We start from the raw sequence: 16,786 nt of genomic DNA, 5'->3' as shown, positions 1-16,786 counted from the left end.
TCAATCTAGTAATCAAAACAAGCGGGAGAACATGGTTAAAGCAAACTTAGTCAAAGACAATTTGATGGGCGATAAAATTGGTGTTTTTTTTGGAACCCTCGCGCCCATGCATATTGGGCATCAGGCCGAAATTTACAAAGCGGCGGCTCTAAACGATGGGGTGGTCGTGATTACCTCTGGCTACACTGGTGATCGTGGGGACCAGATTGGTCTTCCAGTTGAGAAGCGCTTTCGCTACCTTCGGGAAGCCTTTAATGACGAAAAAAGCATCAAGGTCGATTACATCAACGAAGATGACATTCCCCAGATGCCGAATGGTTGGCAAGAGTGGACGGATCGTTTGGTCAAAACGATTAAACGAAACATTAAAAATCCCAATGCCCACATCACTCTCTACACGGGAGAAGCCGACTATAAGTCAATGCTAGAAAAACTATTACCGAATGATGGCCATTGGTCCGTTTCATTGATGGATCGAACGATTTTGAAAGTTTCGGCTACGGCCGTTCGAAAGGATCCGCTTGGCAATTGGGATTACATTAACCGTGTCTTTCGTCGACATTTTGCGAAGAAAATCTTGGTCGTCGGGGCTCCACAAACTGGGAAGTCTACGTTAACTCGGCGTTTGGCCAGAACGTCGAACTCGCCGTTTTCATTGGAGTTTTCGAGGGCTTACCAGGAAAAGTCGAACGTGTTTGATTCAGAGCTGTTGCTAAAGGACTACACCCGCATTATTCAGGGGCAGTACGATGCGAACTCGGCTGAAATCAATTCACCGGCCAACAACGGACTGACTTTTTTTGATACCGATGCCATGGTGACCATGGCCGAAACAAGAGCTTGGTTACCGGACGAGGATGCGGCGAAGTTGAAGGCCCTCTTTGATAACACCATCGGGGAAGAAGAGCTGGATTTGATCTTGGTCATTCCACCAGCCGTTGCGGTCATGAACGGGGCCGATGAAGCCAGGACAAAACTGTTTGATCAACACTTGTGGCAGGTGATTGAAGACTATGGTTTTGATGACAAAGCCGTTTTGCTTGACCGTGTTGGTGGGGCTGATGACCCTGCTGGCTACTACGCACGTTACTTACAGGCGTTAGAAATTATTGAAAAAAGAGTTGGGGTAAACCTGACAAAGGTTTGAGAAAGGTCTGCCGTTTGGCAGGCTTTTTATAAGAAATGAACGAAGGGGATGGTGAGTCACTCCCTTCGGGAAAGGAGGAAGTAATGGTCAAAAAGTACGCACAAGTTATCGTTGATGTGCCCACCCAGCAGACGAATCAACCCTATAGTTACTTGATACCTGCTGAATTGGCGGAGCAAGTACAAGCGGGTGTTCGTGTACTTGTGGCTTTTGGCCACCGGTCCGTTTTGGGCTACGTGGTTGGGTTGTCGGATGAGCTACCCAAGGATTTAACGGTTGATCAGCTGAAGGATGTGCTCACCGTCTTAGATGAACAGCCCGTTTTGTCAAAGGAATTGCTGGCTCTAGCCAAGGACTTGGCTGAAAAGAACTTTTCTTTTTGGGTTTCCTTCTTGGCGTTGATGCTGCCAACGGCGCTCAAAGCTGATTATCGGAAAGAATTAACGGCCCTTCCTGGGCTTTCAGATACTGATCGGGTGACTTATTTAGATGGCCAAAGTCGTCGTTTGGTGAAGACGAAGGACTTTTCGGCCAAGGGTTGGCGGACCATCCTTCGTTTGCAAAAGGATGGGGTACTGGCCGTTCGAAACGTCATCGAAAACAAGGGAAAGGTTAAGACACAATTAGCCTTTAAAGTGATCGATAATGAGGCTGAGTTAGCCGAAAAGGCTGACCAGATGAAGAGCGGGGCGAAGCAGCAACGGGCAATCTTGGACTTTGCCCTTGCCCATCCGGGTCAGACTTTTTCAAAGCAGGAATGGGGCGAATTGGTCGATGTTTCGCCTTCTTCATTAAATACCGCCGTTGGGAAAGGCGTTTTAGACAAGGTTCAGGTAGAAGTGAAGCGGCGACCGCTGGGCGCTGTTACCAGCCAAAAAGAAAGCGCTAAGACCTTAAATGACGAGCAGGAAAGAGCCTACACAAGGATTACAAAAGCCATTGAAAAAGACGACAACAAGGTTTTTCTCCTGGAAGGAATCACCGGTTCGGGTAAAACCGAAGTCTACTTGCAAGCCGCGCAAAAGGCCATCGATGAGGGGAAACAGGTACTGTTTTTAGTGCCGGAAATCGCCCTAACACCACAGATGCAAAAGCGTGTCCAGGACCGCTTCGGCGATCAGACTGCCCTCTTGCATTCGGGCCTTTCGAACGGTGAACGTTACGATGAATGGCGGCGAATCCGAGAGGGGGCAGTCCAAGTTGTTGTCGGTGCCCGGTCCGCGGTTTTTGCGCCACTGAATCGTCTTGGGCTGATTATCGTTGATGAGGAGCATGAAAGTTCATACAGCCAGAGTGAAAATCCACACTATTCTGCTCGCGATGTTGCTTTCTGGCGGGCGAGTTATCACAATGCTCCGGTTGTTCTTGGTTCGGCAACGCCCTCCTTGGAGAGTCGGGCCCGGGCACAAAAGGAGGTTTATGACTTGTTGTCCTTGACGAAGCGGGCAAACCCGGAGGCACAGCTCCCCAAGGTTGATATTGTTGATATGCGGCAAGAATTTCTGGACAACGGCGACACCAATTTTTCAAAGGAGTTGTTGGAAAAGTTGAAGGAACACCTCGCTCGGGGGGAACAGGCCGTGCTCTTGTTGAACCGGCGCGGTTTTTCCTCCTTTGTTATGTGTCGGGACTGTGGCTATGTTCCGAGGGATCCCAACTGTAATTTAGCAATGACTTTGCATATGGATACGCATACGTTGAAGTGCCATTATTGCGACTACCAGGCGCCAATCCCGCAAGTCTGTCCTGTCTGTGGTTCCAAACGGATTCGCTACTATGGGACTGGAACCGAAAAAGTCGAGGCGGAACTGCAAAAGCGACTGCCTGAATATGGAGTGATTCGCCTCGACCAGGACACAACCCGTAAGAAAGGGGCCATGGCTAAGGCGCTGGCTGACTTTGGTCAGAAGAAGGCGCAGATTCTCTTGGGCACTCAAATGGTGGCGAAGGGACTCGACTTTCCAGATGTGACCCTCGTTGGTGTGCTGAATGCCGATACGGGACTGGGATTACCGGATTTTCGGGCATCAGAAAAGACCTTCCAACTACTGACGCAGGTGGCTGGTCGAGCCGGCCGATCCAAGGCGCGTGGCGAGGTGGTGATTCAGACCTTTAACCCTGACCACTATGCCCTGAAATTTGCCCAGCAGCACGATTATGAAGGCTTTTACCGGCAAGAAATGGCCATTCGGCATGCCGCGGAGTTTCCACCTTACTTCTATACGGTGCAAATCCAATGTTCGGATCCGGATGAGGCCAAAGTCGCCCTACAAAGTGCTAAAATCGCTGCCTGGTTGAAAAAAAGATTACCGGAAGATGTCTTGATTCTCGGCCCATCACCCCGTTCGATTGCCAAGCTAAAGGGACGGTACTTCTTCCAAATGATTTTGAAGATGAAGAAGCCGGATGAAGCGGATGAACAGTTACGAGAACTCGTTGATCGTTCGCAACATGCCGAGAAGGACTTTCACTTGGAGGTTCGGCGGGACCCGGTTTCCTTTATGTAAGCGAAGACCTGAGGCTAGTCATTGTGCTGCCTTTGGGTCTTTTCTTTTATTTTTGTTATAATAAGAGCAAGTAAAATACTTGTAGAAAGCGTAATGAGGTTTCAAATACATGGCATTATCAATCGTTTTTATGGGGACCCCCCAGTTTGCGGTTCCAACTTTGGAGGCTTTGGCGGCCGATGGTTCTTTTGATGTCTTGGCCGTGGTGACTCAGCCGGACCGCCCATTTGGTCGGAAGCGGCAGTTGAAGGCGAGTCCAGTTAAGGAGGCGGCCTCGAAGCTCGGCTTACCAGTTTTACAGCCTGAAAAGATTTCGGGTTCTGACGAGATGGCAAAAATCATTGAATTGGCTCCCGACTTTATCGTGACGGCTGCTTTTGGTCAGTTCCTACCGGAAAAGCTACTGCACGCTGCCAAGTACGGTGCGGTCAACGCCCACGCCTCCTTACTACCTAAGTACCGTGGCGGCGCACCCGTCCACTACGCCATTATGAATGGTGACCAGGAAACCGGCGTGTCGCTGATGTACATGGTTAAAAAGATGGATGCTGGTGATGTTTTAGCAGTGGTTAAGGTGCCCATCACAAAAGACGATAATGTTGGGACGATGTTTACGAAGTTGGGCCAGGCGGCAGTCCACTTAGTGACCGATAATTTACCAAAAATCGCTAAGGGGGAGCTGAAGGGAACGGCGCAAAACCCTGATGACGTGACTTTTTCACCAAACATTGCACGTGATCAGCAGATTCTGCACTTTGATCGAGAAACCGCTCAGGAAATCGATTGGCATATTCGCGGTTTGTACCCAACTCATCCGGCGCACGCAGTGGCTGCTGGTCAAACCGTTAAATTCATTAAAGTGGCGCCTTTACAAGAAAAGACCGATGCAAAACCAGGTGTCATTACGCAAAAGGATAAGAAGCATCTACACCTGGCAGCCGCTGATGGCAGTCAATTAGCCGTTTTGGAGATACAACCGGCTGGAAAGGCTGCCATGCCGATTGCCGCCTTCTTAAATGGCGCTGGGCAGCACTTGGCGGTTGGCGATGCCTGGATTGATTTAGGAGAGGCCGATGCCTAAGAAAACGTTACATTCCGATAATCCCCGTTTATTAGCTGCTGTGACACTGGCTAAAGTTAAAAACGGGGCCTATTCAAACTTACAATTAAACCAAATTATTAAGCAAAATCCCTTGAAGGACCAAGATAAGGGATTGTTGACCTCGCTTGTTTATGGAACCATTCAATACCGATTGCTTCTGGAATATTGGTTGGCTCCCTTCGTTAAAGGCAAGAAAATGGAGCCTTGGTTGAAGGAACTTTTGCTGACGGCGCTTTACCAGTGGCAAAAGTTGGACAGGATTCCCAAGCACGCCCTCTTTAACGAAACAATCGAAGTGGCGAAAACACTTGGTAACGTTGGGGCAGCGAAGTTCGTGACAGCGATTTTGCACAACATGGACCGTCATGGCCTACCTGATCCTGAAAAAATTCAAGATGATTTGAAACGGCTGTCCATTACCTATTCGGTACCCGTTTGGCTTGTCGAAGAATTACAAGACCAGGTTGGGACCGAAAAGACAGCCAGCATCTTGCAGTCCTTGAATCACGCTCCGGAGCAGTCGGTTCGTGTTAACACAGTCCGTGCGACTAAGGCGCTGGTTCGAAAACAACTGGAAGATGAGGGATACACCGTCAGGGATGGCCAGTTGGCAACCGATGCATTGATTGTTTCTGGGGGTCATGTGGCTTCTTCGAAGGCTTATCAAGAAGGATTGCTAACAGTGCAAGATGAGTCTGCGATGCTACCCGTTGAGGCTATGCACATTGACCAAGGTGTGCGGTCTGTCTTGGATGCCGCGGCGGCTCCGGGTGGCAAAACAACGCAAATCGCACAGGATTTGCCTGAGGGAGCTTTTGTGACGGCTTTGGATATTCACCGACACAAAGTGCAGTTAATCGCGCAAAACGCTGCTCGCCTTGGTCTGGCTGATCGAGTGAGGGCGATGGAAATGGATGCCCGTGAAATTCCAGAAAAGTTAGCAGAAGAGTTTGACCGAATTCTCGTTGACGCCCCTTGTTCTGGTTTGGGGTTGCTGCGCCGTAAGCCCGAGATTCGTTACGATAAAACGATGGATGATGTGCGTCATCTATCGAAGTTGCAATTGGCGATTCTTGAGGCAGCAGCCACAAAGTTAAAGAAGGATGGGTACTTAGTTTACTCAACTTGTACCATTCTGAATCAGGAAAACGATGAGGTAGTGGCTGCCTTTTTGGCTAAACACCCTGACTTTATTCAGGTCAAGACGGAAACGAGCCGGTCCATTAAGTCTTCTCGTGAAACGCTGGCATTGAAACTCTACCCTGATGATTTTCAAACCGATGGTTTTTATATTGCAACCTTTCAAAGAAAGGACTAATCGCTATGGCAATTGCCTACCAAAGTGACAAGGGGCCGAAGCGCTCTGACAATCAAGATGCCGTGGGCGCTTTCTACAACCGCTCTGGCGATCCCTTAGTGTTGGTCGCTGATGGTGTTGCTTCACAAAAGGGCTCCAAAAAAGCCGCTCAATTAGTGATTCAAACGTTAGGGCGTGCCTGGGAACAGGTTACCTTCAGCGAAGATGAGCGGGTCAAGGAGTGGTTGATTCATCAAGCTGATTTGGCTAACCAAGCGATTCTACTGGTTGGCGAACACGATGAAGGGCGTAGTCAAATGGCGACCACTCTCGTTGTTGCCGTTTGTCTACCAAACAGAATCTTGGTTGCTAATGCTGGCGATTCGCGCGCGTACCTTTTGCGCCGGCACGAAGCGAAGCAGTTGACTTTTGACCATACATTGAAAAATGAGTTAGAAAGACAGTCTGGGCAACGTGTTTCTGAAAATATTCCTGAGGGTGATTCATTGACCCGTTACCTCGGTGTTAATCATCAGGTTGATTTGGAATGGACGGTTGTGACGCCACAGGTGGGCGACTGGCTTTACCTGACATCGGATGGTTTGTCCAAAGTCCTGACTTTAGATGAGCAGCTCCAGATACTCCAACCAGGCATTCGCCGTCCTGGTAATCAGCCAGCGCTAGGGTCGGCGCTAGATATTGCCGAACGGTTAGCTGCGCTGACCAAAGCGGCAATTATGCGAAACGTTCCAGATAACGTCACCTCCTTGCTTGTCACGAACTTAACTGAAGACGAGCAAGACGGTCGCAAGCAGCAGTTAACCAAGACGGTTGAGGTCCCAAAGAAAGCAACGGAAGTGTTTGTTAAGAATGGATTGAAAGGAAGGTTGGACTAATGGAAGCAGGAACCATCATTGATAACCGCTATCAAATTGTTCGCCCATTGGGTGAAGGCGGAATGGCTAATGTTTACCAAGCTTTCGATACCTATTTGAAGCGAGACGTCACGCTGAAAATGATTCGCTTAGCCATTCAAAATAATCCGGAGGCCCTTCTTCGTTTTCAAAAAGAAGCGAAGGCGGCAACGGCACTGATAAATGACCACATCGTGCAGCTATACGATGCCGGGGAAGCTGATGGTTGTCCATACTTGGTGATGGAATATGTGGATGGGATGGATTTGAAAGCCTATACCAAAAGCCATTTTCCAATTCCTTACCAAGAAGTGGTCGACATTATGGAGCAGGTTCTTGACGCGGTTACCGCAGCCCACCAAGCGGGCATCATCCACCGTGATTTGAAACCCCAGAATATTTTAATCGATCAAAAGGGGCACGTTAAGATCACGGACTTTGGAATTGCCTTAGCTCAAAAACGAACGGGTCGACAGCAGGGACAGGAGCCGATTATTGGCTCAATTCACTATTTAGCACCCGAATTGACGAGGGGACAGAGTGCCTCGCAGAAGTCTGATATTTATTCGTTAGGGGTGATTTTATACGAATTGCTGACGAATAAGTTGCCTTATCAGGGGGATTCCGCTGACCGTATTGCTTATCAACACGCCGAGGTGCCGATGCCCTATGTGCGTGACTTTGATCCGCAGATTCCGCAACCCCTTGAAAACGTTGTGCTCCGGGCAACGACTAAGGATGCTAAGGACCGATATTTTTCAACGAAAGCGATGGCGGAGGATTTAAAGACCTCGCTTTCAAAACGTCGGGCTGGTGAAGGGCGCTTTGTTCCGGAAGCTTCGGATGAAACGAAACTCGTGACGCCGGATTGGACGGCCCATCCCTTTGTTGAGAGAGATCCGGACGATGCTGAAGCTGACGATGAGCAAGCGAACCGCGACGTGAAAGAGCAAATTATCGATCTCGGGAAACAGGGTTATTCTGTCAAGGACATTGCTGTTCGAGTCGATCGGACACCAAAATATGTTCGCCAGATATTGAGTGAGAACGGAATTAAGTTCCGTTCAAACAAGAAATGGTACGTGCTCGGCTTTGTTGTTTTCTTGTTACTACTTGGTCTCGGTAGTTTTGCCTATGCCGAGAATAATTATGTGACGGTACCAGATGTCACTAACCAAGCCGAAAGCACTGCCAAGAGTAAGTTGGGTAGTGCTGGTTTAGATGTATCATCCACGACAACGGCTAGTTCCAAGTCAGTGGATAAGGGGGATGTCATCAAACTAAGCCCTGGCGCTGGTCGTCACGTTAAGAAAGGCAGTTCGGTTCAACTGGTGATCTCATCAGGAAGTGCCACTATCACGTTATCGGATTACACGGGTTGGACCTATTCAAGTGCGGCTAATCAGTTGAGCAATAAGGGGATTACCGTCAAGAAGAAGACCGAAAATTCCAACAGTGTTGCTTCCGGTCAAGTGATTTCCCAGTCAATTGCCGCTGGGTCGGCCATTGATCCATCGGATAGCACTGTCACGCTGACCGTTTCAGATGGACCGAAGACCATTACTTTACCCGACCTTACGGGGCAAAGTCAGCAGGCGGTTCTTGATTGGGCAAACGATAACCAGGTGTCGTTGAATTTTGATATACAAGATTCGAATAAAACGGCGGGGACTGTTATTTCACAGTCACCAGTGGCAGGTTCAAAGTTTGGACTCGATAAAACATTGAAAGTCGTGATTTCTTCAGGAAGTAGCTCAAACTCGACAACTACTTCAAGTAGTAGTGCAAGTAGTTCAATGAGTACAACCAATCGTTAATTTTAAAAAGGATTCCCCATGGGGAATCCTTTTTTATTAGAATGCCAACTCCAGACCCATGGTATAATGGGGCTATGAAAACAGGAAGAATTATTCGGTCTTTGGCCGGTTATTATGATTTGATGCTGTCCGATGGGTCCGTTGAACGAACACGGGCTCGGGGACAGTTTCGCAAAAATGGTCAAAAGCCTTTGGTTGGCGATTGGGCCGATTTCGAATCTGAAAACGGGGAGGGCTTAATCTGGTCTTTACATCCTCGGGAAAATAGCTTGGTGCGTCCGCCCATTGCGAACGTTGATTTGGCCATCGTGGTGACGTCTGTCATTGAGCCGGCTTTTTCACAGAACTTGTTGGACCGACAGTTGGTGGCGCTTGAAGCCGCCAAAGTTCAGCCGGTTTTGTACTTTTCAAAGCTGGATTTACTGTCGGAAACGGACCAAGTGGCCTTTCAAAAGCAAGTTCAACTGTATGAAACGATTGGCTATACAGTGATTTTTTCAAAGGATGATTGGCGAAATACCTTTCAGTCCTTACTAAAAAATCAAGTGGTCGTTGTCATGGGTCAAACCGGGGCTGGGAAATCAACGTTCCTCAATGAATTAGCACCAAATTTGAAGTTAGCGGTTGGTGAAGTTTCCCAAGCACTATCACGGGGTAAGCACACGACGCGTCAGGTTTCGTTGATTCCGGTAAAGGTTTACCAAACCTTAATCGCTGATACGCCTGGCTTTTCGTCCTACGAGGTCTTTGATTTTCCGGCGGAAGAACTGGGGGATTATTTCCCAGAAATTCGCCGAGTGGCACCGAACTGCCGTTTTCGAACTTGTTCGCATTTAAATGAGCCTGGCTGTGCCGTGAAAGAAGCGGTCGAGCTTGGCAGCATTAGTGCAGCGCGCTATAATAGCTATGAATTGTTTTACCAGATTATTAAGGGCAAGCGGCCTGTCTACCAGAAGAATTCTTCAAAGTGGAAACAGGATCGCTTAAATTAACTTTTGAGAAGAAAGAGGAAAGATATGGCTGGAATTATTGCTCCATCAATTTTGAGTGCCGACGTAACCAAGCTTGGCGCTGACGTGACTTTGGTCGAAAAGGCTGGTGCAAAGTATTTGCACATTGATTTAATGGACGGTTCTTTTGTCCCTTCGATGGCTTATGGACCTGCATGGGTCAAACAACTTCGTCCGATGACTAACCTATTCTTGGACGTTCATTTGATGGCTGTTCACCCAGAAAACCATGTGGAAGCACTAGCTGCAGCTGGCGCTGACCTCATTGGGGTTCACGTCGAGGCAACGCCACACATTCACCGTGTCCTTCAAATGATTAAGAAGGCTGGCGTAAAAGCGGAGGTTGTGATTAATCCGGGAACGCCGGTGTCCGCCATTGTTCCCGTTTTGTCGATGGTTGATCAGGTATTGGTCATGACGGTTAATCCTGGTTTTGGTGGACAAGCCTTCCTGCCTGAAATGGTTGATAAAATCAAGGAATTGATGGTTTACAAGAAGGAACTTGGCTTGGACTTCGATATCGAGGTTGATGGTGGTATTAACAATGAAACGGCTAAGCTAACTGCTGATGCAGGAGCGAACGTTTTTGTTGCGGGTTCATACGTTTATGATAAAAAAGACCCAGCTGCTAAGGTGCAGACATTGTTAGAGGTCACGAAATAAAGAGCGCCATAAGGCGTTAGCGAACTGACTTTCGGTTCGCTTTTTTTCTAGGAGGAGTTATGCGAATTAATGTCTTGGCTGGTGGGCCAAAAGAAAACCGTCCTGATGATTTGTTTCAGCAACCTGGTGAGTGGGTTGGTGCCGATCGCGGTGCTTATTTTTTAATGGAAGCTGGGATTCACCCCCTCTTTGCAGTGGGCGACTTTGATTCGCTTTCGGAAAAGGAACGGCTTGAGTTAGCGGACTACCAACGCAATCGCGGTTTTGAGTCTTATCCGGCTAGAAAAGATTACACTGACACTGCCTTAGCGGTTCAGTATGCCATGAAAGCCGGGGCGGATGAGATTGTCTTGTATGGTGCAACAGGAGGGCGGTTGGATCACGAGCTTTCAAACTTAACCATTCCGTTGTTGCCTGGATTTGCTGGCTTGGTCGGCCGTTTTTCAATTGTGGATGCACAAAACACCATCACTTATGTCGATCACAGCCACAATGCTGTCAAACGACTTCCTGGTCACCATTATCTTGGTTTTATGCCATTAGGTATAGTTGATAATTTTTCAATTATCGATGCGGAATACCCATTGACCTTAAAGGAAAATAGCGGTATCATGTACTCATCGAATGAATTTGTTGGGGAATTGGTACATGTTTCGATTGAACGAGGCATCGTACTGGCGACCCAATCAACTGATCGGAGGTACTGATAAATGGCAGTAACAGCATTAACAGACGCGAACTTTGAAGAAAAGACAAAGACCGGTGTTTCAATCACTGATTTTTGGGCGGTTTGGTGTGGTCCTTGCAAGATGCAATCACCTGTAATGGATGCATTGTCAGAGGATGATTCACTGAAGGACGTCGCTTTTTACAAAGTCGATGTCGACGCCAATAAGCAGGTACCAGCTGACTTTGGTATCCGTGCCATCCCAACAATGGTGGTCATGAAGGATGGCCAGGCGGTTGAACGTTTGACTGGCTTTCACAACAAGGAACAGTTGAGTGAAATTTTGCATAAATATGCTTAATATCTTGCCAAAGTGCAAATGCTCTGGTAAAATACTGTATTGTTGATAAGAAGAGCAGGCACATCGTGCGGCTCGGATAGGAGGGTCACACATGGCAAAAGATGCAATTAACGGTGCACGTACCCGTTTTGGTAACCAACGTTCACACGCCTTGAACTCAAGTCGTCGTAGCTGGAAGCCAAACTTGCAAAAGGTAACGGTTAAGATTAACGGTTCCGCACCTAAGAAAGTTTACTTGACTGCACGTACTTTGAAGGCCGGTTTGAAGAACGGCTCAATCGAACGTGTATAAAAACCACTCCACTGGGTGGTTTTTTTATTTTATAAGACACACTGTCCTTTATGCTCTTTCGTTTTGGGGCTTTTCCCTAATCATGTTAAAATAAGTAGTAAGTAATTTGAAAGGAAAAGTGGAGCATGCAACACAGCTTCACACGACAAATACGATGGCAATTAAAATTCGAACAAAGAACGGTGATGTCACGGTTGGAAACGACGTAATCGCATCTGTTGTTGGTGGGGCAACCATTGCTAACCCTGGTGTGGTTGGTATGGCTTCTCGTTCCGCTTTCAAAGATGGCGTTAACCAGATTCTAAACCGAGAGAACTATGGTCGTGGTGTTGTGGTTTCACAGCAACCACAGGGGCTGACGATTGATGTCTATATCGTTGTGCAACACGGCATGAAGTTGGCTGACATTGCGGCTTCGGTTCAAAGTCGCGTGAAGTATTATTTAAATGCCTACCTAGGCCTACAAGTACCTGAAGTGAACGTCATTGTTCAAGGGATTGAAACCGAGGATTAAAAAATGACTGAAAAAATCACCACCATTACGCCGCTCGTTTACGGTAAAATGGTTAATGCGGCGGCAGCTAGGTTGTCTGCTAATGCTGAAAACATTAACAAATTAAACGTTTTTCCTGTGCCGGATGGCGATACGGGGACGAACATGGCGCTTTCGATGGCTTCTGGTGCCGAATATGAACGAGCATCGCAAGACCAAAGTGTTGGATTGCTCTCAAAAGCAACGGCTAAGGGCTTGTTGATGGGGGCTCGTGGTAACTCTGGTGTCATCTTGTCTCAAATTTTCCGTGGGATGGCTACGGCGATGGCGGACAAGGAAACTTTGTCAGCACGAGACATGGCCGATGCCCTGATGGAAGCGGCCAAGGTAGCCTATAAGTCCGTGATGAAGCCAACCGAAGGAACCATCTTAACGGTCATTCGAATGGCGGCCACCGAGGCCGATCAGGCAGCCAGTGCTGGCGATGATCTACCAACTCTAATGACAAAGGTGAAAGAAGCTGCTCAAAAAGCTTTGGATTCCACACCCGACCTTCTTCCCGTGTTAAAGGAGGTTGGCGTTGTTGATTCTGGTGGACAAGGGCTGGTGATGGTTCTTTCAGCCTTTACGGACGTGGTGTTGGGGACGTTTGATGATAAGAATCTAACAACGCCCGATAATGCTGAATTAGACCAAATGGTTTCGAAACTGCATGCTGGTGCACAGGCTGACGAATCGTTGAACCCTGAAGATATTAAATATGGTTACTGTACAGAAATCATGGTTGATTTGGCTGAGGGGACGACTTGGGACCACAAGTTTGATTATGATACCTTCTACAACTTCATCGCCGATAAGGGGGATTCTCTCCTTGTCATCAACGATGATGATGTTGTTAAAGTGCACGTCCACACCGAAGATCCTGGAACAATCATTCATTGGGGAACTGAATTTGGTTCCCTTCGCAAGGTCAAAGTCGATAACATGCGTGATCAGCAACAAGCGGTGATTGATCGACAGGAAGAAGAGAAGCAAGAAGAACGGGCGGAGGCTAAGCCTAAGAAGGCTCCTAAGTTAGCTGTTTTTGCTGTTGCTTCAGGAAAGGGAATCGAAAAGCTGTTTGATTCGCTGGGTGTCTATCAGGTGATTACTGGCGGACAGACGATGAATCCTTCTACGAAGGATTTTGTGGATGCGATTACGGCGTCTGGTGCCGAACAAGCCATTATTTTGCCAAACAATTCAAACATTTTCCTGGCTGCTGATCAAGCCAAGGAAGTGGCGGGCGTGCCCGTTTCAGTTATTAAATCTCGTTCGATTCAACAAGGTTTGACAGCCATGTTAGGTTACAATCCCGACGCCACTTTGCTTGATAACGAGCAGGATATGACGGCGGAATTGGACACCGTTGTATCGGGGGCTGTGACGCAAGCGGTGCGCGAAACGACTTTGAAGGGTCATGACATTAAGAAGGGTGACTGGCTCGGCATGAAAGACGGCGAGATTGTTGTCGTTGGCAAGAAATTGGCTGAAACGGCGAAGTCCCTTTTGGAACAGATGTGTGATGATGATTCTGAGATCGTTACCATTATCTCTGGTGAAGGTGCTAAACCTAAGGATGAAAAGGCCTTAGAAGAAGCGGTTTCCGAAATTGATGATGACCTTGAAATTGAAGTTCATGATGGTGGTCAAGCACTGTATCCATTCCTCTTATCCGTTGAATAAGTTTATAAAAAAACAGGACGTGCGTTTTGCACGTCCTGTTTTTATTTTTTAAAAAATGGCTGAGATGGCCGCGTAAATGGCGGTTCCAACGAAGACGATGACCATAAAAAGAGCCATGAAAAGCGTCCAGCGCTGGTAGCGGGTTTTCTTTTTCTTTTCGACCTTTGGAAGTGGCTTTTTGGCAAGTTGGCGGTTCACTTCGTCCTCTAGTGCCTGATCAACAGTGGGGGAGACAGGGGCCTTTTCGGCTACCTGTTTCTTTTTCTTCTTTAGCATAGTTTCGCAACTCTCCTGAATTTACTAGGATTATCTTAACATAGCTCCTCCTAAAATTGAAATTTACCGAACGGCTTGGTAAAGTGTTTACGAGGTGAAAACAAATGGTTTGGTATTTTTGGGCTGGTCTTTGGCTGGCGGTGTTACTGTTATTAATGATTTGGCGCTTTTTGTACCGTGCCTTTCCGTGGCTGTCTTTTGTTGATTTGGCGACTTTACCAACGTGGTTGGCCCTTTATTTTGTTGAGGGGGCGGCTTTTAACCGTTCGGATATTTTGGCGGTGATTGTGGCCTACCTCGTTATCGGTGGCTTCTGGGCCTTTTTACGTTTGGGAAAGAACGGACTAACGGTGACTGGCTTTCTTCACCAATTCTGGCGCATCTCAGGCCTGGTGGCGATGCTACTGTTGCTGATCACCGTTTTTGCTTCATTGATACTGGTACATTAATTAAAATAGGGAAACTTCCCCACCTGGACAAAAAGTTGATTTATCAACCTTTTGTCCTTTTTTGTTGCCTTAATTTAAAAAAGTCTTAAAGAAAAGTGGTGGAAAGTGGGGGAATGTGGTAAATTGTATTTAAGTAATCCACAGAAGGGAGGAGTGGGCCATTATGTTCATGGGCGAATCAACACATAACTTAGATCCCAAGGGCCGGCTCACGATTCCCGCGAAGTTTCGAAACCAACTGGGTGAGACTTTCGTCATTGCGAAGTGGATGGAACATTCACTGCGCGCCATGCCTCTGGATGTATGGAATAAGCTGGAAGAACAGTTGAATAATTTACCAATCGGGAAAAAAGATGCCCGAGCTTTTAAGCGCTTTGTGATGGCTGGTTCCATGCAGGCGGAATTTGATAAGCAAGGGCGAGTCATTATTGCCTCGAATTTAAAAGAGCACGCCGAACTTGAAAAAGAAGTTGTGGTGACCGGTGTTGGCGATTCTTTTGAAATTTGGTCAGCTGATAATTGGCAGGCTTATACGGAAGAAACCGCTGAAAACTTCGATGACATCGCCGAAGGATTGGTTGATTTTGACTTTTAATGGGCAGTTGTCCCGTGACACCTTGTGACTGACTTTGAAAGGAGGCCGGCAATGACATTTGAACATATTACCGTTCTTCAAAAAGAGGCGGTCGATTTACTTGATGTAAAGCCCGATGGCATTTACGTTGACGCTACCTTAGGTGGGGGTGGTCACACTGGTGTTGTGTTATCACGTTTAACAACCGGACGTCTGTACTCTTTCGATCAAGATGAAACGGCCATTGCCTATAACAAGGAACAGTACAAAGATGAGATTGCAGCCGGTAAGTTGGTGTTAATCTTTAATAACTTTCGTACGCTCCGTGCTTCACTCGCTGACGAAGGGGTTGAGTACGTTGATGGTGTACTTTATGATTTGGGCGTTTCTTCTGTTCAATTTGATCAAGGAGACCGTGGCTTTTCATACAACCACGATGCGCCACTTGACATGCGGATGGACCAGCGGCAGGAGTTGACGGCGAAGACGATTGTCAATGACTGGCCTTTTAATGATTTGGTCCGTGTGTTGACTCGTTATGGTGAAGATCGTTTTGGTAAGGCCATTGCTCGAAAGATTGAGCAAGCTCGCGAACAGGCGCCAATTGAGACAACTTTTGACTTGGTGGAAATCATTAAGGAAGCCATTCCAGCACCAGCTCGGCGACATGGTGGACACCCAGCGAAGCGGTCTTTTCAGGCGTTACGCGTCGCGGTTAATGATGAACTGGGTGCTTTGGAAGATTCCCTTGGCCAGGCGTTGGATTTGCTGGATCAGGGTGGTCGTATTGCGGCCATTTCCTTCCAATCGCAAGAAGACCGATTGATTAAGCAAATGTTTAAAGAAAAAACACAGCTACCAGACTTACCGCGCGGTTTGCCGATTATGCCGGATGAAATGGCACCTGACTATAAGCTCCTAACACGCAAGGCGATTAAGCCAAGTGAAAAGGAACAACGAGAGAACCATCGTTCCGCATCTGCTCAATTACGTGGTATTGAACGCCTACGGGTTCAATGAACGGGTAACTTTTGAAACAGAGAATGGCAACGACTATTGATTAAAAAGGAGAGAAGCGAATGGCACAAAACGCCTATCATTACCAAGATGCAGCACGCACAGTTCCCAAGCGACCTGCGCAAGTAAAAACAAAGGTTAGAAAACGTTATCAACCGGCCGTTTGGACTAAGCAAGAACGTTCGCTGGTCATTGTGATGGCGGTAACGGTTCTCTTCATGATGTTAGCGACGGTTTGGACCACGGTATCGATGCAACGTGTTGAGGCTAAAAACCAAGCCGTTAGCCAGAAAATCGACAAGGTAAAGGAAGAAAACGATTCCTACCGTGGGGATATTCAGGCAAAGACGAACAAAGATAACTTGGAAAAGGTTGCGAAATCAGCTAACATGGAGCAGAGCACCACGAACGTTCGCAATGTTAATCAATAACCATGAAAAAAAATAAAAGACGACAACTCGGAAAACGAATCACA

Annotated in this window: 18 protein-coding genes; 17 read left to right on the top strand and 1 reads right to left on the bottom strand. The window is 47.5% G+C overall.

The genetic code is table 11. The annotated features are described in order from the left end of the window. Positions 1-31 precede the first annotated feature (31 nt). The 13 genes from IV71_RS00765 to IV71_RS00705 all read left to right on the top strand — a co-directional run bounded on the left by IV71_RS00765 (position 32) and on the right by IV71_RS00705 (position 13,995). The gene (locus tag IV71_RS00765) at positions 32-1,147 is read left to right on the top strand and encodes an AAA family ATPase (RefSeq protein ID WP_010691579.1); all 1,116 of its coding nucleotides are present in this window, start codon (positions 32-34) and stop codon (positions 1,145-1,147) included. An 83-nt stretch (positions 1,148-1,230) separates the two neighbouring features. Further along, entirely contained in the window at positions 1,231-3,654 is a 2,424-nt protein-coding gene (gene priA, locus IV71_RS00760) for a primosomal protein N' (RefSeq protein ID WP_010691578.1), read from the top strand. A 109-nt stretch (positions 3,655-3,763) separates the two neighbouring features. Then, a complete protein-coding gene (gene fmt, locus IV71_RS00755; protein WP_010691577.1) occupies positions 3,764-4,735 on the top strand; it encodes a methionyl-tRNA formyltransferase in 972 nt (323 codons plus the stop codon). Further along, the gene (gene rsmB, locus IV71_RS00750; RefSeq protein WP_010691576.1) at positions 4,728-6,074 is read left to right on the top strand and encodes a 16S rRNA (cytosine(967)-C(5))-methyltransferase RsmB; all 1,347 of its coding nucleotides are present in this window, start codon (positions 4,728-4,730) and stop codon (positions 6,072-6,074) included. The genes fmt and rsmB overlap by 8 nt, the downstream gene beginning before the upstream one ends. A gap of 5 nt (positions 6,075-6,079) precedes the next feature. Further along, on the top strand, positions 6,080-6,949 hold the full coding sequence (locus IV71_RS00745) for a PP2C family protein-serine/threonine phosphatase (RefSeq protein WP_010691575.1): 870 nt from the start codon (positions 6,080-6,082) through the stop codon (positions 6,947-6,949). After that, entirely contained in the window at positions 6,949-8,784 is a 1,836-nt protein-coding gene (gene pknB / locus IV71_RS00740; protein WP_010691574.1) for a Stk1 family PASTA domain-containing Ser/Thr kinase, read from the top strand. The genes IV71_RS00745 and pknB overlap by 1 nt, the downstream gene beginning before the upstream one ends. Before the next feature lie 74 nt (positions 8,785-8,858). Further along, positions 8,859-9,776, top strand: a complete 918-nt coding sequence (rsgA, locus tag IV71_RS00735; protein ID WP_029489889.1) for a ribosome small subunit-dependent GTPase A — start codon at positions 8,859-8,861, stop codon at positions 9,774-9,776. A gap of 24 nt (positions 9,777-9,800) precedes the next feature. Further along, positions 9,801-10,457 carry a ribulose-phosphate 3-epimerase gene (rpe, locus tag IV71_RS00730; protein WP_010691572.1) on the top strand — a complete coding sequence of 219 codons (657 nt, stop codon included), beginning with the start codon at positions 9,801-9,803 and terminating at the stop codon, positions 10,455-10,457. A 59-nt stretch (positions 10,458-10,516) separates the two neighbouring features. Next, positions 10,517-11,164: a thiamine diphosphokinase gene (locus tag IV71_RS00725; protein WP_010691571.1), complete on the top strand. Its 648-nt coding sequence runs from the start codon at positions 10,517-10,519 to the stop codon at positions 11,162-11,164. Positions 11,165-11,167: 3 nt separating this feature from the next. Further along, a complete protein-coding gene (gene trxA / locus IV71_RS00720; protein ID WP_010691570.1) occupies positions 11,168-11,485 on the top strand; it encodes a thioredoxin in 318 nt (105 codons plus the stop codon). A 91-nt stretch (positions 11,486-11,576) separates the two neighbouring features. Further along, complete coding sequence (gene rpmB, locus IV71_RS00715) at positions 11,577-11,777, top strand: 50S ribosomal protein L28 (protein WP_010691569.1); 201 nt, start codon at positions 11,577-11,579, stop codon at positions 11,775-11,777. A 154-nt stretch (positions 11,778-11,931) separates the two neighbouring features. Further along, a complete protein-coding gene (locus IV71_RS00710) occupies positions 11,932-12,291 on the top strand; it encodes an Asp23/Gls24 family envelope stress response protein (RefSeq protein ID WP_029489887.1) in 360 nt (119 codons plus the stop codon). Between the two features lie 3 nt (positions 12,292-12,294). Continuing rightward, entirely contained in the window at positions 12,295-13,995 is a 1,701-nt protein-coding gene (locus IV71_RS00705; RefSeq protein WP_010691566.1) for a DAK2 domain-containing protein, read from the top strand. 48 nt (positions 13,996-14,043) lie between these two features. Here the strand turns inward: IV71_RS00705 and IV71_RS00700 are convergent, their stop codons facing one another. Then, on the bottom strand, positions 14,044-14,271 hold the full coding sequence (locus IV71_RS00700; RefSeq protein WP_010691565.1) for a DUF4044 domain-containing protein: 228 nt from the start codon (positions 14,269-14,271) through the stop codon (positions 14,044-14,046). Positions 14,272-14,375: 104 nt separating this feature from the next. Here IV71_RS00700 and IV71_RS00695 point away from each other — a divergent pair, with 104 nt between their 5' ends. From IV71_RS00695 to IV71_RS00680, 4 genes are all read left to right on the top strand, one after another. After that, positions 14,376-14,720, top strand: a complete 345-nt coding sequence (locus IV71_RS00695) for a hypothetical protein (protein WP_010691563.1) — start codon at positions 14,376-14,378, stop codon at positions 14,718-14,720. A gap of 163 nt (positions 14,721-14,883) precedes the next feature. After that, the gene (gene mraZ, locus IV71_RS00690; RefSeq protein WP_010691561.1) at positions 14,884-15,315 is read left to right on the top strand and encodes a division/cell wall cluster transcriptional repressor MraZ; all 432 of its coding nucleotides are present in this window, start codon (positions 14,884-14,886) and stop codon (positions 15,313-15,315) included. A gap of 51 nt (positions 15,316-15,366) precedes the next feature. Then, positions 15,367-16,314, top strand: coding sequence for a 16S rRNA (cytosine(1402)-N(4))-methyltransferase RsmH (gene rsmH, locus IV71_RS00685; protein WP_010691560.1), 948 nt, complete (start codon positions 15,367-15,369; stop codon positions 16,312-16,314). A gap of 59 nt (positions 16,315-16,373) precedes the next feature. After that, positions 16,374-16,742, top strand: a complete 369-nt coding sequence (locus tag IV71_RS00680) for a protein required for the initiation of cell division (RefSeq protein ID WP_010691559.1) — start codon at positions 16,374-16,376, stop codon at positions 16,740-16,742. Positions 16,743-16,786: the final 44 nt, after the last annotated feature.

Origin of the sequence: Fructobacillus fructosus KCTC 3544, from assembly GCF_001438695.1 — a bacterium.
Classification (GTDB): Bacteria; Bacillota; Bacilli; order Lactobacillales; family Lactobacillaceae; genus Fructobacillus; species Fructobacillus fructosus.
This window is presented reverse-complemented; position numbering and strand designations above follow the sequence as displayed.